Source organism: Bifidobacterium criceti (assembly GCF_002286935.1).
Lineage (GTDB): Bacteria > Actinomycetota > Actinomycetes > Actinomycetales > Bifidobacteriaceae > Bifidobacterium > Bifidobacterium criceti.
The window spans coordinates 101,653-126,204 of sequence record NZ_MVOH01000008.1 but is presented as its reverse complement, the minus strand read 5'-3'; the positions used below and the strand labels follow the sequence as shown (position 1 = coordinate 126,204).

The 24,552-nt window shown below is 62.1% G+C and carries 17 protein-coding genes and 1 pseudogene; 4 read left to right on the top strand and 14 right to left on the bottom strand.

Features of this window, described 5'->3' with window-relative positions; all coding sequences use genetic code 11:
• Window positions 1-14: 14 nt before the first annotated feature.
• From B1526_RS04700 to B1526_RS04675, 6 genes are all read right to left on the bottom strand, one after another.
• Window positions 15-1,868 (bottom strand): ABC transporter ATP-binding protein, encoded by a 1,854-nt coding sequence (locus B1526_RS04700; protein WP_095614922.1) that lies wholly within the window; start codon window positions 1,866-1,868, stop codon window positions 15-17.
• Between the two features lie 61 nt (window positions 1,869-1,929).
• Window positions 1,930-3,849: an ABC transporter ATP-binding protein gene (locus B1526_RS04695; protein ID WP_095614921.1), complete on the bottom strand. Its 1,920-nt coding sequence runs from the start codon at window positions 3,847-3,849 to the stop codon at window positions 1,930-1,932.
• Window positions 3,850-3,874: 25 nt separating this feature from the next.
• Window positions 3,875-4,450: a MarR family winged helix-turn-helix transcriptional regulator gene (locus B1526_RS04690; RefSeq protein WP_095614920.1), complete on the bottom strand. Its 576-nt coding sequence runs from the start codon at window positions 4,448-4,450 to the stop codon at window positions 3,875-3,877.
• Window positions 4,451-4,539: 89 nt separating this feature from the next.
• On the bottom strand, window positions 4,540-5,970 hold the full coding sequence (locus B1526_RS04685) for an amino acid permease (protein ID WP_235607041.1): 1,431 nt from the start codon (window positions 5,968-5,970) through the stop codon (window positions 4,540-4,542).
• 237 nt (window positions 5,971-6,207) lie between these two features.
• Window positions 6,208-9,063: an FtsX-like permease family protein gene (locus B1526_RS04680; protein WP_095614945.1), complete on the bottom strand. Its 2,856-nt coding sequence runs from the start codon at window positions 9,061-9,063 to the stop codon at window positions 6,208-6,210.
• 10 nt (window positions 9,064-9,073) lie between these two features.
• Window positions 9,074-9,775, bottom strand: coding sequence for an ABC transporter ATP-binding protein (locus B1526_RS04675; protein WP_095614918.1), 702 nt, complete (start codon window positions 9,773-9,775; stop codon window positions 9,074-9,076).
• A gap of 294 nt (window positions 9,776-10,069) precedes the next feature.
• On the opposite strand from B1526_RS04675, the gene B1526_RS04670 reads away from it, so the two are divergent.
• A complete protein-coding gene (locus tag B1526_RS04670) occupies window positions 10,070-10,606 on the top strand; it encodes a helix-turn-helix domain-containing protein (RefSeq protein WP_157908698.1) in 537 nt (178 codons plus the stop codon).
• 276 nt (window positions 10,607-10,882) lie between these two features.
• On the opposite strand, the gene B1526_RS04665 is transcribed toward B1526_RS04670, so the two are convergent.
• The 4 genes and pseudogenes from B1526_RS04665 to B1526_RS09290 form a co-directional block, all read right to left on the bottom strand.
• Complete coding sequence (locus tag B1526_RS04665) at window positions 10,883-12,331, bottom strand: amino acid permease (protein WP_407640998.1); 1,449 nt, start codon at window positions 12,329-12,331, stop codon at window positions 10,883-10,885.
• Window positions 12,332-12,634: 303 nt separating this feature from the next.
• Window positions 12,635-13,900: an AGE family epimerase/isomerase gene (locus B1526_RS04660; RefSeq protein ID WP_095614916.1), complete on the bottom strand. Its 1,266-nt coding sequence runs from the start codon at window positions 13,898-13,900 to the stop codon at window positions 12,635-12,637.
• A gap of 118 nt (window positions 13,901-14,018) precedes the next feature.
• A complete protein-coding gene (locus tag B1526_RS09295; RefSeq protein ID WP_235607040.1) occupies window positions 14,019-14,363 on the bottom strand; it encodes a GH36 C-terminal domain-containing protein in 345 nt (114 codons plus the stop codon).
• Window positions 14,364-14,426: 63 nt separating this feature from the next.
• Window positions 14,427-16,033 (bottom strand): annotated as a pseudogene (locus tag B1526_RS09290) (alpha-galactosidase); the annotation flags it as partial.
• 382 nt (window positions 16,034-16,415) lie between these two features.
• Between B1526_RS09290 and B1526_RS04650 the strand changes: the two are divergent.
• Complete coding sequence (locus B1526_RS04650; protein WP_095614915.1) at window positions 16,416-17,156, top strand: phospholipase D-like domain-containing protein; 741 nt, start codon at window positions 16,416-16,418, stop codon at window positions 17,154-17,156.
• A 62-nt stretch (window positions 17,157-17,218) separates the two neighbouring features.
• A complete protein-coding gene (locus B1526_RS04645) occupies window positions 17,219-17,872 on the top strand; it encodes a YesL family protein (RefSeq protein WP_095614914.1) in 654 nt (217 codons plus the stop codon).
• A gap of 289 nt (window positions 17,873-18,161) precedes the next feature.
• Here the strand turns inward: B1526_RS04645 and B1526_RS04640 are convergent, their stop codons facing one another.
• The 4 genes from B1526_RS04640 to B1526_RS04625 all read right to left on the bottom strand — a co-directional run bounded on the left by B1526_RS04640 (window position 18,162) and on the right by B1526_RS04625 (window position 23,202).
• Window positions 18,162-19,193, bottom strand: a complete 1,032-nt coding sequence (locus B1526_RS04640; protein WP_095614913.1) for a LacI family DNA-binding transcriptional regulator — start codon at window positions 19,191-19,193, stop codon at window positions 18,162-18,164.
• Window positions 19,194-19,524: 331 nt separating this feature from the next.
• Window positions 19,525-20,847, bottom strand: coding sequence for a glycoside hydrolase family 2 protein (locus B1526_RS09285; protein WP_235607036.1), 1,323 nt, complete (start codon window positions 20,845-20,847; stop codon window positions 19,525-19,527).
• Window positions 20,840-21,199, bottom strand: coding sequence for a hypothetical protein (locus tag B1526_RS04630; protein WP_095614912.1), 360 nt, complete (start codon window positions 21,197-21,199; stop codon window positions 20,840-20,842). Before B1526_RS04630 ends, B1526_RS09285 begins: the two co-directional genes overlap by 8 nt.
• Before the next feature lie 620 nt (window positions 21,200-21,819).
• Window positions 21,820-23,202 carry a GH1 family beta-glucosidase gene (locus B1526_RS04625; RefSeq protein ID WP_095614911.1) on the bottom strand — a complete coding sequence of 461 codons (1,383 nt, stop codon included), beginning with the start codon at window positions 23,200-23,202 and terminating at the stop codon, window positions 21,820-21,822.
• 251 nt (window positions 23,203-23,453) lie between these two features.
• Here B1526_RS04625 and B1526_RS04620 point away from each other — a divergent pair, with 251 nt between their 5' ends.
• Window positions 23,454-24,548 carry an SGNH/GDSL hydrolase family protein gene (locus B1526_RS04620; RefSeq protein ID WP_095614910.1) on the top strand — a complete coding sequence of 365 codons (1,095 nt, stop codon included), beginning with the start codon at window positions 23,454-23,456 and terminating at the stop codon, window positions 24,546-24,548.
• The last annotated feature ends 4 nt before the right edge of the window (window positions 24,549-24,552 follow it).

Sequence of the window (24,552 nt, the reverse complement as noted above, 5' to 3'; positions counted from 1 at the left end):
CCGATGTCGCCGCGCTACTGCGCGAGCGAGAACTGCGCGTTGTAGATGTCCGCGTAGAAGCCGCCACGCGCGAGCAGTTCGTCGTGTGTGCCGCGTTCGACGATGTCGCCGTCCTTCATGACGAGGATCATGTCGGCGTCGCGGATCGTCGAGAGACGATGCGCAATGACGAATGACGTGCGCCCCTCGGTGAGTCTGTCCATCGCCGTCTGGATGAGCTCCTCGGTACGCGTATCAACCGAACTCGTCGCCTCATCGAGGATGAGGATCGGCGAATCCTGCACCATCGCACGCGCGATCGTCAGCAGCTGCTTCTGGCCTTGCGAGAGCGTCGCCGACTCGTCGAGTACGGTGTCGTAGCCGTCCGGGAGCGACATGATGTACCGGTGCAGTCCGACGGCCTTGCACGCCGCGATGACCTGCTCGTCGCTCACGCCTTCCTTCGCGTACACGATGTTCTCGCGTACCGTCCCCTCGAACACCCACGTGTCCTGGAGGACCATCGAGAACTGGTCGTGCACGTTCCAACGCGGCACGTCCTTCGTGTCGATGCCGTCGATCGAGATCTTCCCACCGTTGATCTCATAGAACCTCATCAGCAGATTGACCATCGTCGTCTTGCCGGCGCCCGTTGGGCCTACGATCGCAACCTTCTGCCCCGGTTGCACGTCGGCGGAGAAATCGTGGATGATCATGCGGTCCGCGTCGTATCCGAACTTGACGTGTTCGAAACTGACGCGTCCTTCGACCGGTGTGATCTCGCCGTTGTCGCCCATGCCGAGGAGCGGTTGCTTGTCGCTTTCGTCGGCGAGTTCGGGTTCGTCGAGGAACGTGAACACACGTTCGGCGCCCGCCGCGCAACGCTGCAGGTTCTGGAACGCCTGCGCGAATTGCGAGAGCGGCTGCGTGAAGAAGCGGATGTAGAGCATGAACGCGACGATGACGCCGAATTCGATTCTGCCGCTCATCGCGAGCCACGCGCCGACAACGCACACGACGACGTATCCGAGATTGCCAACGAGGTTCATCATCGGCATCATCAGACCGGAGAGGAACTGACTTTTCCATCCCGATTCATAGAGGTCGTTGTTGTACCGTTCGAAGCGGCGGATCGCGTCCGCTTCGCCGCCGAACGCCTTGACGACGAGGTGTCCGCTGTACATTTCCTCGACGTGTCCGTTGACGTCGCCGAGCGCTTCCTGCTGCTTGACGAAGTACCGCTGCGAGATGCGCATGACGACGAGCATCAGTACCATGCCGACGAGGCTCGCGGCGATCGCGCACAACGCGAGCAGCCAGTTGTTCGCGAACATCATGATCAGTGCGCCGAAGAACAACGTGACCGACGTGATGAGCGAACCGAGCGACTGTCCGAGCGTCTGCCCGACCGCGTCGACGTCGTTCGTGATACGGCTCATGACGTCGCCGTTGCTGTGCTCATCGAAGTATTTGAGCGGCAGTTTGTTCATCTTGATGTCGATCGCCGAGCGCAGCCGCTGCGCGGTGCGCTGGGTGACGGTCGCCATCATCCAGCTTTGCACATACGAGCACAGCGCGTACGCGACGTAGAGCGCGACGAGCGTCCATCCGATGCGTGTGACCGCCGCCATATCAATCGAACCGAGGACCGGTTTGCCGTTGATGAGCGCCGGCAGCCCTTTCGTGATCTCATCGGTCATGTCCCCGAGGTAATCAGGGCCGATGATCTGGCATACCGTGCCGCCGACGCCGAGGATGAGCGCGACGATGATCGCCGGTATGTATCTGCGGCTGAAGTGCATGAGGTCCTTGAGCGCGCCGCCGAGGTCGTCCGCTTTCTGCGTGGGCGCGCCGCCGCGTGGACCGTGGGGTCCCATTCCGCCTGGCATGATTGTTTCCTTCCGTTCAAACAGTCTGTTTCACATGAAACTCATCGATGACGTCGATGAGTCACGCGCCGAGTTCCTCTTCACTCAGCTGCGATTGCGCGATCTGACGGTAGACGTCACATGTCTCGAGCAGTTCGCGGTGCGTGCCTTTGCCGACAAGATGTCCGTCGTCGAGCACGAGGATGCAGTCCGCGTCCATGATTGTGCCGACGCGCTGCGCGACGATGATTTTCGTCGCGTCCTTCGCATAGTCCTTGAGTGCGTCGCGCACGACGCGGTCGGTCTTGAAATCGAGCGCCGAGAACGAATCGTCGAAGATCAGGATCTCCGGATCCCTGTAGACGGCGCGCGCGATCGACAGACGCTGGCGTTGGCCGCCGGACACATTCGTGCCGCCCTGCGCGATCGACGCGTCGAATGCGCCGTGCATCTTCTCGACGAATTCGGTCGCCTGCGCGACGTCGCACGCCTCTTCGACGCGGTTCTCCTCCTGTGCGCTGAGCGCGCGCTCCTCATCCGCCTTGAGCATCGCGCGTTCCGCTTTGCGGCCGCTCGCACGTGACGCGTCGATCATCGGCACGTCCTCGGATTCGCCCGGACGGTCGCCGTAACTGACATTCGACGTCACGGTGCCTTTGAACAGGAACGACTGCTGCGGGACGTAGCCGATCTTGTCACGCAGGGTTTTCAGGTCGTAGTCGCGCACGTCGACGCCGTCGACGAGCACCGCACCGCCGCTCACGTCGTAGAACCGCGGCACGAGGTTGATGAGCGACGATTTGCCGGAACCGGTCGAACCGATGATCGCGACCGTGTCGCCTTGGTTCGCCGTGAAGCTGATGTCTTCGAGCATCGCCTCACGCGAATCCGGATACATGAAGCTCACGTCGCGAAATTCAACGCGACCCGCAAGCTCAAGGTCGTCACGGTAGTCGGCCGCATCGGACGCGTCGATGACGCCCTCGCGCTTTGCTTCGGCGACCGTCAGGCCGCGCTCGCGTGTGCCGGATGTGACGAGCGGTTCGGTGTTGATGACCTCCATGACGCGGTGCGCGGAGACGTCGGCGCGCGGCCACAGCACGAAGACCATGCTCATCAGCAGGAAGCTCATGATGACCTGCACGGCGTAGCTCGAGAAGACGATCATGTTCGAGAAGAGCGTGAGCTTTTCGGTCGCACCAGCGTCCTCGATGAGGTAGGCGCCGATCCAGTAGATCGCGAGCGAAAGCCCGTTCATGATCGTGCTCATCAACGGCATCATGACGCTCATCGCGCGGTTCGTGAACAGCTGCGTGTTCGTCAATGCGGCGTTCGCATCCTCGAACTTCTCCTCCTGATAGTCCTGCGCGTTGTAGGCGCGCACGACGCGCATGCCGGTGAGGTTCTCGCGCGCGACGAGGTTGATGTCGTCGGTCAGCCGCTGCATCGCCTTGAACTTCGGCATGACGAAGGCCATCAGCACGGCGACCGTGGCAAGCAGGATAACGACGGCGATGCCCGTCGTGAGCGTCCATTCGAAACCTTCGCCGGCGATCTTGCAGACGGCCCACACGGCCATGATCGGCGCCTTGATGAGCATCTGCAGGCCCATCGTGATGAACATCTGGATCTGCGTGACGTCGTTCGTCGAACGCGTGATGAGGCTCGCCGTCGAGAAGCGGTGCATCTCGGACGGTCCGAACGACTCGACTTTGCGGAACTCGAGCGAGCGCAGGCGCTGCCCGAACGATGCGGCGACACGTGCGGCGAAGTAGCCGGTGATGACGGCGCATACAAGTGAGCCGAACGAGACGAGCAACATCTTGCCACCGGCGATCCAGATGTCGCGCATCTGGCTTCCCGGGGTTTCGACAAGGCGTGTGATCTCGGACATGTAGCTTGGCAGTTCGAGGTCGAAGTACACCTGTCCGACGATTGTGATGAGCGACAGCAGCAGCTGTCCTATCTCCGTTTTGGAGAGGTATTTCATGATTCGTAGCATCGTTGATTCCTTATGCTGTAAGGTTTTATGCGTGCGTTGGGGGCATCGTCGGATGACGCGGCGCGCCGTCCGCGCATATGCGGCCTTCGTCGTGCGCCATCCGCTGCATCTGATCGTGGAGTCTGCGGTTGCGCGCGAACGCCGCCTCGACCTGTTCAGGTGTCGGCTGCGGGCCGCCCGGATCGCATATCGACAGGTAGGTCATGAATTCGCCGAGCAGCTTCACGAAGTCACGCGTGCGGCGTTCACCCATCTGCGAGAACACCCAGTCGAGCCGTGCGATGAGTTCGTCGCCGTGTTCACGCGCCACGCGCCTGCCGTCGTCGGACAGGGCGACGACGACGCTGCGGCGGTCCTGCGGATCGGCCGTGCGCACGATCCAGCCTTTCTTCGTCAGGCCCGACAGGATCGTCGAGATGCGCCCGGACGTCGCGCCCATCGCCTCGGCGAGCTGCGACGGCGTGCGCGGACCTTGGAACGCGAGCTCGCGCAGCACGAACATCTCGCCTTGCGCGCCGCGTTCGAACGATCGTGTCGCACGCGAACGCGACGCCCACATCGCGAACATCACCTCATGGACCGCTTCCAATCGGTAATCCATCATCACCTCCATCGATCGATACAAAAATGTCTTGCACTGTAAATTACTTACAGTGCAAGACAAATGATCTTGGAGTGACCGAAACCCCGTCAGCGCAACGCTTCACGCAGTCCGCGGCTGCTGTAGCGGTCATGCAGCAGGCAGTACCCTCCGAACACGACGAGCCACACGAGGCCCGCAATCGCCGGGCCGCGCGTGTCCGCACCGATGAACAACGTCGCGTAAATGAACACGAAGAAGACGATGACGGCCGGATCGGCGACGCGATAACACGGCATGAGGAAACCGTCTTCGAGGAAAACCGAGGATCGGCGGTACCTGTGGTGCGCGACCATCGTCAGGATGTAGATGAAGATGATGACGGCGGACGATGCGGACGAGAACAGGACGAACGCGCCCGACACGTGCGGCAACAGCTCGATGATCGGCGACAGCACAATGAGCAGCGCGGACGCGATGATCGCGCGCGCCGGCACCTTCGATTTCGAAACGGTGCCGAGCAGACCCATCGCCGGAGACGGCGACGCCTCGGCGAGCTGGTACAGATGACGTCCGGCCGAATACAGCAGCGAATTGAGCGATGACGCCGCCGCCGTGAGCACGACGAAGAACACGAGCGCGGCCGCCCAATGCAAACCGGCGTATTCGAACACCATGATGAACGGAGACGTGAACGAGCCGTCCTCGTTCGGCGCGAAATTGCGCCACGGCACAATCGTCATGATCGCGAGGAGCGCGCCCACATAGAAGATGAGCACACGCACGAGAATGCCGTTGACGGCCTTCGGGAGCACCTTGCGTGGATTCTTCGTCTCCGAGACGGTCACACCGACGAATTCGATCATCTCGTACGCGAAGAACACCATCTGGAAGCTCATGAGGAACGAGACCCAGCCGTTCGGCGCGAGCGAGAACCCGTCGGTGATGTTGCGCACACTGACCGAGCCAGCCGGCGAGACATGGTCCTGGCCGGGCACTTGGACCGCGCCGTACCGGTAGCCGATGATGAGCATGACGACCGCCGTCGCGATCATCGCGAGGATGAGCGTGATCTTGATCATCGAGAACCAGAATTCGGCCTCGCCGAACACTTTCACGGCGATGAGATTGACACATATGAGCGCGGCGAGGAACACGAGTTCGATGAGCCATTGCCACGCGCTCAGATCGATGCCGAAGGTCCCGAAGAACGTCACGCAGTACTGGCCGACGGCCGTGAGCTCGGTCATGCCGATGAGGATGAGCACAAGCCAATACGACCAGAGTGAGAACGTGCCCCATCCGTCGCCGAGGTAGGTGCGGATGAAATTGATGAACGTATGCTGGCTCGGATCACGGTACATGAGCTCGCCGATCGCGCGCATCATGATGAACATCATGAATCCGACGAATATGTAGACGAGCACGATGCTCGGTCCGGTGAGGCTTATCGATTTGCCCGCACCAAGGAACAGGCCGGTTCCAATCGCGCCGCCTATCGCGATGAACTGCACATGCCGGTTGCTTAAGCCACGCTCCATCGAATTGTTCTCGTCAAGGCTCTTGACCGACGTCGTTACCGTTGTGGCCTTCTTCTCGCGGCCACCTGATTGCAAAGATGGTTCGATACTGTTAGACATAACGATTTCCACTGTATACGTCACGCAGCGTCGGATGGAGCCCGAACGGCCGTCTTCGGCACTCGGCGAACCCGTCTGCCCGGGCTCCTATTCGCGCATGCGCGCCCGGATGCGTGCGCATATACAGCATGTACGTGACTATTCGACTGATTTGAGCGAACTGACGGGATCGATACGGTCCAGGACGGGATCGACGAACAGCTGCACGAGGAGCGCGAACGCGAGCGTCGCGACGACGGTGATGAGGTAGCTCCACCATGCGATGTGCACTTCGAAATACAATCCCGGCATATTGAGCACGTTCGTGAGCAGTCCCGCGACCCACCGTCCAAGAGGAAGCCCGACGATGACGCCGATGACCGTGAGCACCATCATCTCGCGGTTCACATAATGGTGCACTTCCTTGTCGTAGAACCCGAGCACCTTGAGCGTCGCCATTTCGCGCATACGTTCGGACACGTTCGTATGCGCGAGTGTGAACAGCACGACGAGCGCGAGGCTTCCTGCGAGTGCGACGATGAGTCCGACGACCGCTCCCATCAGGTCGAATTTGAAATGTTCCGCCTGATACGCCGTCGACGTCGCACTCAGTACGATCGCGTCGTTCTCCAGCTGTTGCACATAGGAGATCTGCGCGTCCTTGTCGCCTGTGAGTTTCGCGTAGACGGCGTTCCAAGTGATCGCCGGTTCGGTGTCCGACGCTTCGCCGAGCGTGGATGCCGGGAAGAGCCGGTGGTAGAGGTCTTCCGAGATGAAGGTTTCGGCGCCGATGAGGCTGCGTGTGACGGCTGCGACCTTCACACGGTGCGGTTGGGTGCCCGCGCCACGCAGGTCGACGTCGTCCCCCGCTTTCACGTTGAGTGATTGGGCGGCCGATTGGGTGACGATGATGCCGTCGTCGTTCAACGTGACCGGCTGGTCGTAGCCGCGGTTGTGCAGCCATCCGAAGATCGAATCATCGCGCGCCGGCTCAAGCCTGAACATCGTGTTGAGTTCGCTGAGCTGCGTCTCCGGCACGATCGTCAGCTGCACCGATGTGCCGCTGCCTTCGCCGTTCGTGATCTCGCCGCTTTCGATGCGCGTCTCCATGATCGCCGTCGTCTTGCCGTCCTGAACGAGTTTGCCACGCAACTCGTCCTCGTCGCCGTCGTTCGTCATCGCGAACATGTCGTATTGGTCAACGCCGCGGTACTGGTTCGGGCCGAGCGCGGCGACCGTGTCGTTGATCGCGAGCCCGCACAGGATGAGCGCGGCGCAGCCGGCGACGCCGCCGACCGTCATGATGAGGCGCGCCTTGAAGCGGAAGATGTTGCGCGCCGTCACTTTGTTGAGGAAGCTCATACGCTTCCACAACGGCCGGATACGTTCGAGCAGGATACGCGAACCGGCTTTCGGCGCCTTCGGGCGCATGAGCGTCGCCGGCATCTGCCGCATGTCACGGATCGACGCGAACAACGCCGCGCCGAGCACGCCGACGACGAAGAGCAGGATGCCGAGCGACCCGTAGAGCCAATCGTATTCGAGCTTGAGGTCGGGAATCGCATACAGGCCCTTGATGACGACGAGCAGGAACGCGGGGATGCCGAGGAAGCCGACAAGCAACCCCAATCCGCCGCCGATGAGGCACGCAAGGAGCGCGAACAACGCATAGCGCAACGTGATCGTCACACGCCCATACCCCAGGCCGAGATACGTGCCGATAAGCCCGCGGTCCTCCTCGACGAGGCGGCTCATCGTCGTCAGGCTCATCATGACGGCCACGACGAGGAACACGATCGGGAATGCGTTGCCAAGCGACTGGATCGAACTGATGTCCGATTTGAGCGAGCTGAAACCGCTCAACGCCGTCCGCGACTGCACATACCAGCGTGGCGCGATGTCATCGACCGTCTGCTGTTCCTTCGTGAACCGGTCATCGATCTCCTGTTTCTTCGTATTGAGCTGCTGTTGCGCCGCCTTGAGCTGCGCATCCGCCTGCGCCCATTGGCGTTGCGCGCTCGCGAGCGGTTCGGGCATCGCCATGCCGACGGGCACTTGCGCGGCCTGTGCGTCGAGCGCCTTGAGCTGCTCGTCGAGTTGGCCGCGTTGTGCGTCGAGTTGCGCCTGCGCGGTGTGGATGTCGACGTACGCCTGTTCCTTCGCGCGCGTCAGTTCGTCCTGTGCACGCTTCTGCAACGCGTCACGCCGCGCCTCCTCGCGCTTCGTCTGCACGTCGCGTTCGATGCGCGAGACCGTCGACGACACGAGCGCATCGTAATCGTCACTGAACGCGTCCTTGTTCTGTGTATCGGCGAGCCGCATGACGACCGCACCATACACGTCCCCGTCCGCACCGAAGGTCTTCTCGAGCGCACCCGGTGCGACATAGCACGTGTAGTCGTTCGCGACCGCCGAACGGAACGCGGACCCCGAATACCCCTCCGGATTCGACAGATCGGACGGATCGGTCACGATGCCGACAATCGTGAGCGCATGCGCCTTGCCATCCTCATCACCACCGGACGCGGCGGTCACATCAATCGTATCTCCGATACGGTCGTGCGTATCGTGTGCGAACTGTTCGGTCACGGCGATCTCGTCAGGCGCGTCGGGAAGACGTCCTTCGCGCACATACGGCACGTCGATCGCGTCCGCGGGTTCGCGGAGCGTCGCGTTGAGACGATGTCCGCCTTCGCCATCGATCGTCACACGTTCGATATGCACACCGACGGCATCGTCGACGCCATCAACACCGCGCAACGCGTCGACATCGTCATCGGTCAGGCCCATCGTCGAAACGACCTCGACGTCATGCAACCCCTGTTGCTCGTAGAAACGGTTCGCCGCGATGAACGTGTCACGGCACCCTGCATAGATGCCGGTGAGCACGGCGACGCCCAACATCGAAATGATGAGGATCGACAAGAACGGTTTCCACGCGTGCAGCCACGACCTGCACGTGCCCAATGCGAACGCCGAACCGAACGGACGACGACGCGCGTTGTGCTGTGCCATATCCGTCACCTCACCATTCGATGTCGCTTATCGGCGTCGGATGCGCATTGACCTCCTGGCTGACGACTTTGCCCGAACGGAACCGGATGACCTTGTGCGCCATCGGCGCGAGCGCGGAGTTGTGGGTGACGATGAGCACCGTCATACGCTCGTCATGGCAGATGTCCTGCAACAGCTGAAGCACTTCCTTGCCCGTCTCATAATCAAGCGCACCCGTGGGCTCATCACACAACAGCAGTTTCGGTTTCTTCGCGACCGCACGCGCGATCGAGACACGCTGCTGCTCACCGCCGGACAGTTGGGCGGGGAAATTGTCGAGCCTATCCCCCAACCCCACGTTGTCGAGCGTCTGCGCAGGATCGAAATGGTCCTCACATATCTGCGACGCGAGCTCGACGTTCTCGAGCGCCGTCAGATTGGGAATCAGATTGTAGAACTGGAAGACGAAACCGATGTCGTTGCGGCGGTACGTGATGAGGTCATGATGGTTGAGACCGGTGATGTCACGGCCACCGACGACGACCTTGCCGCTCGTCGACGTATCCATACCGCCCAAAATGTTGAGCGCCGTCGTCTTGCCCGCGCCCGACTGCCCAAGGATGACGCTCAGTTCGCCTTCGTCAGCGGTGAAACTCGCATCGTCGAGCGCACGGATCGTCGAGTCCCCAGCCGGATATTCCTTGACGACGTCATTGAATTCGATGTATGCCATCGCCTGCTCCTTCCGCCGCGGTGCCACCTTCGGCCTCATCTACCATCCCAACTTAGTATCGCCGACTTCGGGGGACGAAACGCCGTCCCCCCACACACAGCACGCAATCGCGCGTCGCGCCGTCCCCTAGTCCAATCGTTGGAATTCCGCCATTGGACAGCGGTGTCCCGTGTCCAATCCGTGGTCATCTCCCGAGTTCTCGGGCTGCGTCCGGCGATTATGTGCGTGTTGCCGCAGACGCGGTGCCATGCTGATGCTCGAACGCACTCCACGACCGACGAAAGGAAAGACACGATGAACCAGAAGCATATCGGGGCGTTCCTCAGGGAGCTTCGGCTCGGGCACGACTGGACGCAGCAGCAGCTCGCGGACCGGATCGGCGTCTCCAACCGGAGCGTGTCCCGCTGGGAGACCGGATCGACGATGCCCGACCTTTCGTTGCTCGTGATGCTTTCGGAACTCTATGACATCAGCGTCGACGAGATCCTCGACGGCGAAAGGAAAGGTGACGACATGATCGACAACACGACGATGGGCAAGGTGGCGGACTACAACGCGCAGATCAACGAGAGGAAGGACCGGCGCATGACGGTGCTGTTCTCGATCGCGTTCGTGATGTTCGTGGGATACTGCATCATCGAGGCGAACGGACTGGCGGACACGGCGCCGTGGTCGAATGTGGCGGAGGTGTGCCTCGGCTTCGTCGCGGGCATCCTCGCATGCGGCGTGCTGTACGCGTCGGGCTGCATGCAGCAGATCGCGAAGGCGAAGCTGCGCCTGCGCGGCTATCTGCTCGGCAAGCACAACGACGGCGGCGAAACGGCGCAGTAGCGCGGCGCGCGTGTGATTACAGAGGGGCCTGGTTCATAAATCGGGATTCCGTATGAAATCCCGATTTATGAACCAGACCCCTCTGTTGTGCTGTTGCGAGATGTGCGATGCTGGGCGCGCGAGTGCGCTTATGCGCGCATATACGTGCCCTATGTGCGCATATGTGCGATACCGCGGACGCCGCATCCACACGCGCATAACCGCCACCTCATAAATCGGAAATCCCCGAATATTCCCGATTTGTGAGGCAGCGCACCCCACACACACCTGCGCGATTCAGCGGCTACGGCGCTGCGTGAGCGCGTACGCGGCGAACAGCACCGCGAGCCAGATCACACCGGCGACGAGCGCGATGCGGTAGCTCGTCGAGAAGCACATCAGCACGGCGACGCATGCGAGGAACGCGATGATCACATACGGCATCCACTTCCAACCGGGCAATTTGAACTGGATCTTCGCAAGCGCCTCGTCGCCGTGCAGGCCGCGCAGTTCGCCCGGGCCGTCGCCCGCGGCGACGCGCTTGCGGAACAGCATCTCGGTGACCATGATCATCGTCCAGTTGATGATCGCGGCGATCGTCGCGATCGACATCAGATAGTTGAACGCAAATTGCGGCCACAGGAACACGACAATCACGGCGACGACGGTGACCGCCGCGCTTGTGAGCACCGCAGCGACCGGCACACCGCGTTTGTTCACATGTCCGAGGTACGCCGGCGCGTTGTTTTGGCGCGCGAGCGAGAAGAGCATGCGCGAGTTCGAGTACAGCGCGGAGTTGTAGACGCTCATGACCGCGGTGAGGCACACGAAGTTGAGGATGCCAGCGGCGATCGGCACACCGACGGAATCGAAGATCTGCACGAACGGGCTCATTTTGCCATCGATGCGGTCCCACGGCACAACGGCCATGATGATGCCGAGCGCGGCCACGTAGAACACGAGGATGCGCCAGATGATGCCGTTCGTCGCCTTCGGGATCGTCCTGCGCGGGTCTTCGACCTCGCCCGCCGTGACGCCGATGAGTTCGGTGCCGCCGAAGCTGAACATGACGACGACGAGCGCCATGAGCAGTCCCGTCCAATGGCCGTCGGACGCGCGCGTGAGCGCCCCGTGTGGGAAGAAGCCGCCGTCGACCGTGAACCAGTTCGCGAACGACGCGCGCACACCGGAATCGGTTGGTAGATTCGCGACGATGACGGCGACGCCGCCCGCGATCATCGCGATGACGGCGACGATTTTGATCAGCGCGAACCAGAATTCGAATTCTCCGAATTCACTCACGCCGAAGAGGTTGAGGATTGTGATGAGGACGAGGAAGAACGCCGCCGACGCCCACTGTGGAATGTTCGGGAACCAGTAATTGACGAACGATCCGACGACTGCGAGTTCGACCATCGAGACGAGTACATAGTTGAACCAGTAGTTCCATCCGGAGATGAATCCCGCGCGCTTCGACCAGTACCGTGACGCGTAGTAGCTGAACGCGCCCGCCTTGGGGTCTTCGACACTCATTTCGCTCAACGCGCGCACGATCATGAAGATCGCGGCGCCGCCGATGATATAGGCGAGCAAAATGGAGGGTCCTGCGAGCGCAATCGATTCGCTCGATCCGTAGAACAGGCCGGTGCCGATCGCGCCGCCGAGCGCGATGAGCTGGATATGCCTGTTTTTCAATGATTTGCGCAGCTGTTGCGGCTGCTCGCTCACTTCGGGTGTGGAGTCCATGGTCATCCTTTTGTGTCTCGCGATGGCGCGGAGCAACGTCCGCGACATGGAACGGCGGCCGTCCCGCGTTCCGTGCGCGAACGGCCGCCGCTCATTCTATGAACGCGTTGTTACGGTTAGGCGTGCAGCTGATTCGGTGTCATCGAACTGCCCGAAGTGAAGGAACGCGCTTTCCGTGCTGCGGTACACTGAGGCGCCCCTCACCGTACCGCACTGCGGAAAAACCGGCGCAGACAATGCGAAAAGCGCCGCACAAAGCGGCGCTTTTCAGCTAGGGATGGGAGACGCGCGGACCGTGGACCGTCAGTCGAGGCCTTCCTCGACGCCCTTCTTCGTCGCCGGGGCGATCGAAAGCGCCGGGTCGCGCAGCGGGATCATCATCGCCTGCGTCGCGTGGTACAGGTCGGACTTGCCCGGCCAGACCGTGTCGATGACCTCGTTCTTGCGGTTGAGCTGGTGGAACCACGATCCGTCCTTGTGGTCCATCAGATACGTGTCGATGTACTCGAGAAACGTCGCATACCAGTCGGCGTATTCCTGCTTGCCCGTCACATGGTAGAGTGTCGCGGCCGTGTTGACACCCTCGGCGAGCGTCCAGTGCATGCGGTCGTGCACGACCGGCTTGCCTTCCCAATCGGTCGTGTAGACGATGCCGGGCGCGCCGTCCGCGTTCCACGCGTCCTTGACCGCGCGGTTGAACAGATGTTCGGCCGCGTCAAGGTACTTCTTGCCGTCGCCGCCCAGCACACCGTCCTTGCCGTACACGGAAAGCGCGTACTGCGTGATGAGGCGCGCCCATTCGATGCCGTGGCCCGGTGTCGCGCCGTACGGCTTGAACTGGTCGTCCGGCTTGTCCGCGTTGAACTCGAGCTCCGCGACCCAATCGGACGTGAAGTGCTCGGGGATGCGCCAGTCGTTCTCTTCGGCCCACTTGAGGACGTGTTCGATGATGCGGCCCGCGCGTTCGCGCCAGCTTTCGTCGCCGGTCACGTCGGCGACGGCGAGGCACGCCTCGACCGAATGCATGTTCGCGTTGAGGCCGCGGTACGTGTCGAGCTCGGAGAACTCGGTGTTCCATGTATCGACGCTCAGGCCGATCTCATCGTCCCAGAATTTCGTCAGGTACACGTGCTGCGCCTGGTCGAGCAGTTCGCGCGCGCCCGGGCGTCCCGCGAGGAGCGCCGAGGATGCCGCGAGCAGCACGAACGCGTGCGCGTACGCCTGCTTCGTTGGCATATGGCAGATGTCGGGCGTGATCTCCGCGTACCATCCGTCGTTCTCGTCGTCATGCAGCACGCCGCGCAGGCCGCGGATGCCGTCATCGACGAGTTCGGCCGCGCCGTCGACGCCGAGGAGTGTCGCGAGCGAGTAGACGTGCGTCATGCGGCATGTGATCCATGTCGCGCGGTTGCGGTCCTTCCACGGGGTGCCGTCGTCGCCGAGCCAGTACGAGCTGCCGTCGACCGCCGGGAAATGGCGGCCGAACGCGATGAGGTTGTCACGGGAGATATCGAGGAACTTCTTGTTCTCCGGGGTTCCGATTTGATATTTCGGATCAGTGGTGGCCATTGTCTGCCGTCTTCCTTCCGATTGATTGTCGTCGTTGACGTCGCCCGGTCATTGCGACCGTGCGCTGTTGTGGTTGTGCGTGATGTCGAGCGTACCACTGAAGCGCTTAAGTGGCAAGTCAGCGTGCCTCGCGAATGTCGAGCACAATCGCCTGCATCGGCCACAGTGGCGGAATCTGCAGACCAATATTCTTGAGCAACCTTCCGCCCACTTCGAAACCGTCTTCGGTGCGCGCGTCGCGCATCCACGCGGGCGTGTTCCAGCCCCAACGAGATTCACCGATCTCTTCACGCATCCGCACACGGTAGACGCGGTCGTCACATACGCCCGCGGGACGCAGACGCTCGGTGAGCGCATCACGCAGGTTCGTGACGGTCGCGACGACCCAGATGCCGCGCGAACCATCGTCCGCGACGACGCCGCGCGCACGCAGCGCCGGGTCCTTGAAGTCCGCATGGTGCACGGAACCGGTGTGCAGGATGCCGCGCAGCTCCTTGACGAGCGTGACGAACGATGTGATCTGCGCGAGCTCGTCATCGGAGCATTCGAGGATGTTCCATTCGAAGCCCGAGCAGCCTTCGAGCGACATCGCCGCACGGTAGGACAGATCGGTCGCACGCCATGTGGAGTGCGCCGGGCTCGGGCCGATATGCGCGCCGATCATCTCGGGCGGCACAATGAGCTCCGTGTACCGCTGAATGTCCACGCGGTCGCGCGGGTCGTTCGAATCGGATGCCCAGATGCGGTCGGCGTGCTGGCGCATGCCGGCATCGGTGCGGCCGCCGCCCGACGCGCAGCTTTCGATCTCCGGTCCCGGGAACTCGCGCTTGAGCTCGTCGAAGAGGCGGTAGCACGCCTCGGTCTGCGCATGCAGGCCGTAACGGCCGTCATGCACCGGCTCAGTCACGTCGCGGTTGTGGTCCCATTGATGTAGTCGATGCCGAGTTCGCGGATGAGGTCGGCCATCTGGTCGCGCACATGGCGGTAGGCGTCCGGGTTCGCGAGGTCGAGCACATATTGTGTGCGGTACGAGACGTCGGCGCGGCACGGCACCGCCTCCGGCGCCGCGAGGATCCAATCGGGATGCTCGCGTGCGCAATCGGAATCGAGGTTGATCATCTCCGGCTCGAACCACAGGCCGAACCGCATGCCCAGCCCATGCACATGCTTCGCGAGCGCGTCGAGGCCGTTCGGCCACACCTCCGGGTCGACGATCCAGTCGCCGAGCCCCTTCGTGTCGTCGCGGCGCAGATGGAACCAGCCGTCGTCGAGTACGAAACGTTCGACGCCGACGTTTGCGGCGAGGTCGGCGAGTTTGATGAGCGTCGCCTCGTCATGGTCGAAGTAGACGGCCTCCCATGTGTTGAGCGTGACAGGACGGTCGCCGCGCACATGCTGCGGCGGCGCGCGCAGCCAGCGGTGGAAGCGGGATGCGGCGCCGTCGAGGCCCTCATCGGAATAGGAGAAGCACACCTGCGGCGTCGTGTACGTCTCGCCGGGCGCGAGGCGCATCTCGCCGGGGCCGAGCAGTTCGCCGGCGCCGAGGGGCGCCTCGTGCTGCGGGAGGTTGTCGATGCGGTAGGTCTGGTTGCCGCTCCATGCGAGGTGGCACGTCCACACTTCGCCGCTTGCGAACTTCGGCGCGCCATCGGACACGATGAACATCCACGGGCTCTCGTGGCTCGTCTTGCCGTGGCGGCAGTCGCGCGTGACGGAACCGACGGGGAGCGCCGTCGTCGCCGGCTGCTTCTCAAGCGGCCAACGTCCGGTGAACTGCGTGAGATGGTCGGCGCGGCGCGGCACCGGCATCGTCATGTCGAGCCAGTTGACGACGAGCGGTTCGCCGTCTTCGCGCGCATTCGCAACGGTCGCGTCGGCGAGCAGCAGGCCACCTTCGGCGAGCGTCAGACGCATGTCGAGCGCGACATCGTTGACACCATCCTCGGCGTGCACGTCGAGCGCGTGTTCGTCGCCCTTCGTCGTGACGGACGCCCAACGCACGAACACCGGAGCATTCCCGCGGTACGCCTCAAGTCCCGGACGGCCAGCGAACGCCTCGGCGCCCTGCGGCAGGATCGACGGACGCAGCGCCGCATCCGGCTTCTCATCGGGCGTCGTCACCTTGAGCGTCATGACGTCGAGCATCTTCAGTGCGTCTTCAGTATCCGGCACGTCGAAATCGCGTCCTCAATACTCGACTTGCGGCATCTCGTCGACCGGTGTCTTGAGCACGACGCATACACCGTCGCGCCGCAATACCACATGGGTTCCGTTATCGAACATCGTTGTCTCCTTCGCATCCTCACGGCTGCTTCGCCGTGCGTTCAGTCCCTCGGTAAGCTGTGCGCGCGGCGCACCGCAGGGGTTGACTTTTTCGTTCACCCAGTATAAATTAAGCGGTTAAGTAACGCAAACAGAACATGGCTGAGGTTCGTTTCGACACGCCGACGTGCCGCACACGCGGACAGCAGCCACGGCGCCGCAGCCGGAACCAGATGACGAGAGGAAGCGTGCCATGTCCACAGACAAGCGTCCGCAGGACGATCGCCTCACCGACGCGCAGCGCAAGGCGGTCGATGCGCTCACCGAAGCGCCGCAGTACGCGGGCAAATCGAAACTGTATGTCTTCGCACACCTTCCCGCGCGCGAGAAGGCCACGTATTTCCGCGAACATTTCCTCATCCCGTGCATCGCCGCCGTCATCGTCATCGCGTTGTGCACGTTCGTCATCGTCCGTTTCGTCTCGCCGCGTGAGCGCCCCGCGCTCTACGCGGCCGTCGTCGACAGCACACTGCCGCTCGGCGAAGCCACGAAACTCGAGGAACAGTACGAGCAACAACTCGGACGCGACGTCATCATCGACGACTATTTCGATACACAAAAGGATGGTCTTTCGAAACTGCAGACGATGATCTCGGACAAGCAGATCGACGTCGTCATCGCACCGCCGAACGTGTTCAAGGAACTCGCAGGCTACGGGTATTTCACGAACCTCACGTCTGCGCTCAGCGCGGACGAATATCACAATCTGCACATGTACGCCGCCGATTTCCACGGATTCGACGATTCCGACCTCGCCGACGACGTCGACGATTCCGGCAGTGGCAAAGGCAAAGCGGAACCGTACGGGCTCAAACTTGACGACGCGAAACGGTGGCACACGTTCGCGACCGACGACGCCGCGCTCATCGGCGTCGTCGCGAACACACAGCAGAGCGGCAACGCACGCCATTTCATCGACTATCTGTACAACTGATACACAACACAACTGAACACAGCACAACCGATACCGACAACGACTTTACCGAGGAGACGACGATGAGTTCCGACCTGTTCCGCCCGGACAACCCATTCAATACGATCATGGGACGCATAGGCGACCTCGCGATGCTGTCCGTTGCGTGGTTCGTCTGTTCGATCCCAATCGTCACGATAGGGCCCGCAACGAGCGCGGCGTGCGAAGTCGCGCGCGAGATCGTCGAGGATACGGACGAAGGCGTCTTCCGCACGTTCATACGCGCGTTCAAGCGTCGGTTCGGCGTCAATATGCTGTTCTCGCTCACGTTCATCGTACTGTTCGCGATTGGCGCGGTCGACCTGTGGTACATTTCGCGGCAGTCGGGCGACTCGGCGTCGCTCATCTACGGCATCACCCTCGGCGCACTCGTCATCGTCATGATGATGCTGTCCTTCGTGCTGCCGCTTTCCGGGCGCAGCAAACTGTCCTGGTGGGAGCAGATCAAGCAGTCGGTGCGGCTGACACTGATGAAACCACTCCTCGCACTTGGCAACATCGCGCTCATCGCGCTGCCGTTCGTCCTGATGTGGTTCGTTCCCGGCGCGGTCGTCTGGGTGCCGATCCTGTGGTGCATCCTCGGCGCCGGTGTTTCGATGTGGGCGATCATGCGCTGGACGTGCAAAGCCTTCCACCTCAAGCCCCGCGATACGCCTGCGGATGCTGATACTGAGTGAGCTGACACTGTGAGCAGCTGTCCTTTGCGGCAGTGCCGCCACTGACGTCTATAGGGGTGCCGCAAACGGCCGCACTGTGAGGCACCGCCGCTGACAACGTCTCTATGTACGTTGTAAATGGCTGCACTGTGCGGCGGTGCCGCCAACTACGTCCCCACATACGCCGCAGACGGCTGCACACTGCGGCAGTGCCGCCAACTACAGCCACCCATAACACAATAACGGCTGTCTCCGGCGGTGGTGCCGCCAAAAACAGCCGTATTTCAGTACTGTCCGCCACCTACAGCTGTCAGCGCTGCGGTGCCGGACCCGTCGATTCGCGCACGCGCAGCACATATGGTGGTTCTTCGACGACGCCGACTTCTTCGCCATCGATGAGCTTGAGCATAAGCGACGCCGCGATACGTCCCGATTCGACGATGTCCCTGTTGAGCGCCGTGATGCCAGGGTGCGCGGCTTCGCACATGAACGAATCATCCCAACTCATGATCGACAGGTCCTCGGGGACGCGCACGCCGTTCATCGCGGCGATGCCCTCCCCTGCGAGCGCCATCACATCGTTGTCATAGATGATCGCCGTCGGCGAGGGGTTGACACTCAGCAGCCGCTTCGTCGCGTCCGCGCCCGCCGCGGGGGTGTAGTCGGTGTGCAGGCAGCGGTAGCGTACACCGAGTTCCGCGGTCACTTCGGAGAACGCGGCATCGCGGATGTACGAGTGCCCAAGCTCCTCGGGTCCTGCGACGCGCGCGATGCTGCGGTGTCCGAGGTCGTACAGGTGGCGCACCGCGAGACCGACGGCCGCCGCGTCGTCGCTTGCGAGCGTTGGCAGTCCCGCGGTGAGCGACGCGTCGGCGACGGCGAGCACCGGCATCTGCGGATTCTCCTTCATCATTTCGATGCGCGGATCGCCGATTTCCAGATTGAGCAGCAGCATCGCGTCGACGTTGCTCGTCGCGATCCAGTCCTCGATAATCGAGTCCTCGTCATCGCTGTCCATCGACATCCGTACGAGCAGTGAGTAGTCCTTCTCCTCAAGTTCCGCGCCGAGGCCGGAAATGAGGCTCATCATATACGGTTCGACGGCGAGCAGTTGCGGATCGTATCCGAGGATCAGGCCGATGCGTCGCGTTTTCGATTGCGCGAGCGACTGCGCCGCGCCGTTCGGCTTCCATCCGAGTTCGCGCGCGACCTGGAGCACTTTCGCGCGCGTCGCTTCGGAGACCCCCGGTTTTCCGTTCAACGCGTACGACACCGCGCTGCTGGATACGCCCGACGCTTTCGCCACGTCGAAAATCGTGACCTTCGTCTTCTGAGCTGCCATGTCGTCTCTCCCATCCCGTCACGCGGCGTGCACGCCACTGTGTGCCGCCTACGGTCTCATATGTCGCACCGGCGTCGCTCGGACGACGTGCGCTGTGCGCCTGGTCTGCTGTGCCCCACGATTCGTTTGGACGGTTCGCTGTTGATGAACCAGAACAACTGAATCGCTTCAGAACCATTGTATACGAAAATGCCGGCCGATGCGTCCACATGACCGACATTCCCCATATTTTTCGTTGGCTTTCAGGGAACCGTGTCCCGGAGCGCACAAGCGGTCCGAAACACGGTTCAGCATCTTCAGCATCGGTGGCGCTGAAGGCTGCTTAACCCACTCACTTCGCTTCGCGCTTGAGGTCGTTCGCGCTGCGCAGCACGTCCGCATCCGCGAAGCCCTGCGCATCGTCGGTATCGGTCGTGATGTGGAATGTGACCGATTCTCCCGGCAGCAGCGAGACGAGACCTTCATCGACGGTCGCGTTCGGATCGACTTTGTCGACCATGACGAACAGGTCGTGCACATAGTCGTTCGCGGTGACCGTGAGCTCGACGCCGCCGTCGACCTTCTTCACGTCCGTTGTGAACGCCTCCGCGGGCGCCGCGAGCGACTGGTCGATGACTTCGGCCGGGTTGTAGACGACGCGCGCGAACGCATCATCGGAAGGTGTCGCGATGATCAGTTCGGCGTTAGGATCGTCATAATCGACGATGTCGTCGTTGAGCGTGTACCCCTTGTGCGACGTCGCATCGAGGTCGACATCGATCGTCTGCGTCGCGAGGACGTCGCCGCCGAACGTCACACGCTGCACCGTCCACGTGTCCTTGACGGGTTCGCGGGTGTCGTTGAGCACGATGAGCTCGAAGTGGTCGGCGCCGACCTTGACGCCTTCCCAGCTGTGCGTTTCGCGGTACGCTTCGGACGTACGCGGCTGGATCGTCGCGAGACGCGGCGCGAAGAAGTCGCGCGACGCGTACCACACGGGCTTGCGGTGGCCGTTGAAGTCGACGGCCGCCCACGAGACGACCGGCCAGTCGTCGTTGAGCTGCCAGATGAGCGCGCCTGCGTTGACTGGCGCAAGCGAACGCATATGCTCGACGCCGAACTTCATCGCATGCGCCTGCTGGAGCTGGCATGCCCAATGCCAATCCTGGATGTCGTCCCAGTTGTCGGTCGGGATGAGCCAGCTGTGTGCGCCGTCGCTCGGCTTGCCGTTGACGACGCCGAAGCTCACGTCGTCGAGCTGGCCCGGCGTCAGATGCGAACGCATGCCGCGCGCGAGCTTGTAGTTGCCGCCCATCGCCTTCTGGTGCACGAGCATCTGCTTGCCGAACGGCTCAAGCTTCTCATCATGCACGGCGCCGACGAGCGTGCTCCATGCCGGGGGCGCCTGATAGCCGAATTCGTCGGCGAAGCGAGGCGTGTACTCGGCATAGATGCGGTAGTCCTTGCGATTCCACGCGTCCCAGATGTGCATCGTGCCGTCGGTGTCCCAGTTCGCGTTCGTGAACTTCGTGAAGCTCATCGGCGAACTCGGCAGGTAGACGTGCGTCGGGTCGAGGTCGGCGAGCAGCTGCGGGAAGAGTTCGGCGTAGTAGTAATCGCCCCAGCCCTTTTCACCGTAGCCGTATTCGTTCGCCGGAAGGTCGTCGTCACGCACGGCCTGCTTGTAACCGCTCGTTGTTCGCCTGGAGGCGCGTGAGGGCGGAGTCCGCGTAGTTCGAATCGGTCGGGATCTTGACCTTGATGTTCGGGTACATCGCGTTGAAGTCCTTCATATAGGACTCCCAGTTCTTGCCCGGGTACGTCGCGAGACCCATGTCGGTACGTCCGTTGAAGAACGTGATCTCGGCCTTGAGATCCTTGCCCGTCTCCCCATGCTTGATCTCCGGATACGTGATGCCGGCTTTGTTGTTCTCGCCCGCACCGTTGCCGCCGTTGCCGCCGCAAGCCGCAACGCTCACGAGGCACGCCGCCGCGATACCAGCCGCCGCAATCTTCTTGACGTTCATTCCTGTGTCCTTCCTGGTTCTCTTGGGCGCCGTCGCCGACGTCCAGCTCAGCAATGAGCTTTGATCACCTCTCGGCTTCTCTGCCTGCCCGAGATGAACGATGGAATCAATATAACCGACCTCACCCAGCTTGTCAAGCGCTTAAGTAATTCCGTTGTGTCATGCACTACGATGCTTCTATCATGCACTATGCGAGCGTTATCATCAAATCGACTATATTCTTAGTATTTTCAACGATTTCGATTTGCACAACCGATGTATTTCGACGTCCTCGATAATCGACATCATCGTCAGATTCGACGTCTGCAACTATTAAGCGCTTCACGCTTTCGGCGTGTCCTCATCGACTTGCACCGATGCGCCCCGCAGCAAATGACGCACCACGGTACGATTACGCGACGCTCAGCGTACCGGAGTGCGGAGCTTCCTGCACAACGGCATACCCATGTCATCGACAGATCGCATAAATGGCCGCACTATGCGGTGGCGCCGCCACTCGCAGCCATATAGCCGCTGTACACGGTCGTATGGTGTGGCGCTGTCGCCAACTCCAGCCATACACACGCAACAGAAGGACGCATACTGCGGCATCGGCGACCACGCGCCCGGCGCACCGGTGCTCAGCGCGCGCTGTGCTCGGCGATGAAATCGCGGTACCACATGAAGCTGTCCTTCTTGACGCGCTCCTGCGATTCGTAGTCGACGTAGAACAGCCCGAAGCGCTTGCTGTAGCCGAATGCCCATTCGAAGTTGTCCATCAGCGACCATGCGAAGTAGCCGCGCACATCGGCGCCTTCCTCGATCGCGCGGTGGACGGCGTCGAGATGGCGGCGCAGATAGTCGATGCGGTCGTCGTCGTGCACCATCTTGACACCGTCGGGGCCCGCTTCGACCTTGTCCGGGCACGCGATGCCGTTCTCGGTGACGACGAGTGGCATTCCCGGATAGTCGTCGTTGAGGCGCACGAGGGTTTCGTAGAGCGCGTCCGGATCGATGTTCCATCCCATGTCCGTATGCGGTCCCGGTGTCGGGAGGAAATCGACGTCGCTCGCACCTGGGTTCGTCGACGCGGCTGTGCTTTGCGGGAACTGCGGACGGTCGCTCATCTTGACGAGGTTCGTCGAATAGTAGTTGAGGCCGAGCACGTCGATGGGTTGGTTGATGAGTTTGAGGTCGCCGTCACGGATGAAGTCCCAATCACAGATGCCCTTCGTGATCGCGAAGAGCTCCTGCGGGTAGCGTCCACGCAGCATCGGGTCGAGGAACGCGCGGTTCGCGATCAGGTCGAGACGGTGCACGGCGTCCGCGTCGCCGCGGCTGATCTGCAGGTTGCATGTGACGGACAGTTCGGGCTTCGCGCCCGCTTCGGCGCGTACCGCTTCGCACATGAGGCCGTGCGCGAGGTTGATGTGGTGCACGGCGCGGAACGCGAGCGGACCGCCGCCGAGGCCGGGCGCGTGTTCGGTGCCGCCGTAGCTGAGGTACGTCGAGCACCACGGTTCGTTGAGCGTCGTGTACGTGTGCACGCGGTCGCCGAGGCGTTTCGCGACGATGCCCGCGTACTCCGCGAGACGGTACGCGGTGTCGCGCGCGAGCCATCCGCCTTCACGTCCGTCCGCGGACGCCATGTATTGCGGCAGGTCCCAATGGTAGAGCGTCACGATTGGCGCGATGCCGTATTCGAGCAGACGGTCGGTGATCTTCTCGTAGAAGTCGAGCCCGGCTTCGTTCGGTTTGCCGTCCGGGGTCGGGATGATGCGCGGCACGCCGATCGAGAACCGGTACGCGTTCACGCCGAGGTCGTGCAGCAGTTTGAGGTCGTCTTCCCAACGGTGGTAGAAATCGTCGGCGACGTCGCCGCTGTCGCCGTTCAACGTGTGCCCGGTGTGCGAGAACGTGTCCCAGATCGACGGCGTGCGCCCGTCCTCTTCCGCCGCACCTTCGATCTGGTACGCCGCCGTCGCCGCGCCGAACAGGAATCCCTTCGGGAACCGCTCTGCCATATCTGCCGCCCTTTCGTTGACGTTCCGCCGTTTTCTTCCTCAACGCCGCAGCGATGCGCCATCGAATCGTCACATTATTGATAACTGTATCAATATATATGCTCATCATACATCGCATCATCGAACTACTTGAGCGCTTCAGCATGTCGCGTTTCGCGGCTCGACTATCATCGGTACAGAGCGGAGCACAGCACGCGTCCGCGGTCGCGCACAGCGGCAAACAACATACGCGATGCAGCCAAAGGAGTGTCATGCAGTTCATCGCATCTACGAATCAAGCGTTTCAATGCCAAGGACGTACAGAACAAACCGACGACGGACAACTGTGGGTGTTCCCGTACACGCAGGCGCGCTTCCGCTTCACCGGCACCTCGCTGCGCGTGAAACTGCGCAACCATTGGAATTACGGCGATATCCGCCTCGGCGTCATCATCGACAACACGCAGTACAGTGTGCGCGTCCCCTCCCCCGCGGAACCGGAGCTGCCACCGTACGCCGAAGAGGACGAAGGCGCGCTCACACTACTGATCGCGGACGACCTGCCGGACATCGACCACGAGGCGGTCGTGTTCAAACGTCAGGACGGCGGCATGCATTACTTGGAATTCATCGGCGTCGGCATCGACGATGACGCGCGCATCGCGCCGCCGCGGCATGCCCCGAGCGAACGCCGCATCGAGATCTACGGTGATTCGGTGAGCTGCGGCGAGCGCAACGAAGCGGTCCTCTACACCGGCGAAGCCGATCCGGACATCGATCTGACGAGCTACAGCAACGCGTGGTATTCGTACGGCGCGATCGCGACGCGTATGCTCGGCGCGGACCTGCGCATCATCGCGCAGGGCGGCGCACCGCTGATCGACGGCATCGGCTGGTTCAACGCACCGGACTACATCGGCATGGAAAGCATCTGGGACCGCGTCCGTTACAATCCCGCACTCGGCGAGACGAGCACGTGGGCGTTCGACGATTACGCACCGCAGATCGTCGTCATCGCGCTCGGTCAGAACGATTCCCATCCGGACGATTTCATGGAGGACGACTACGACGGGCGCACGTCCGCGCATTGGCGCGCACGCTACGCCGACTTCGTGCGCGCGCTGCGCGGCCGCTATCCGCGCGCGCGCATCATCTGCACGACGACCATCCTCGAACACAGCGACATGTGGGACCGCGCGATCCGCGAGGCCGTCGCGGCCGTCGGCGATCCACGCGTGACGTATTTCGGATACTCGCGCGCGGGAAGCGGCACACCTGGGCATCCGCGCATCGCCGAGGACGAGGAGATGGCGCGCGAATTGTGCGCGTATATCGCCACGTTCGGCGACGATGTGTGGGGACAGTGAGCAG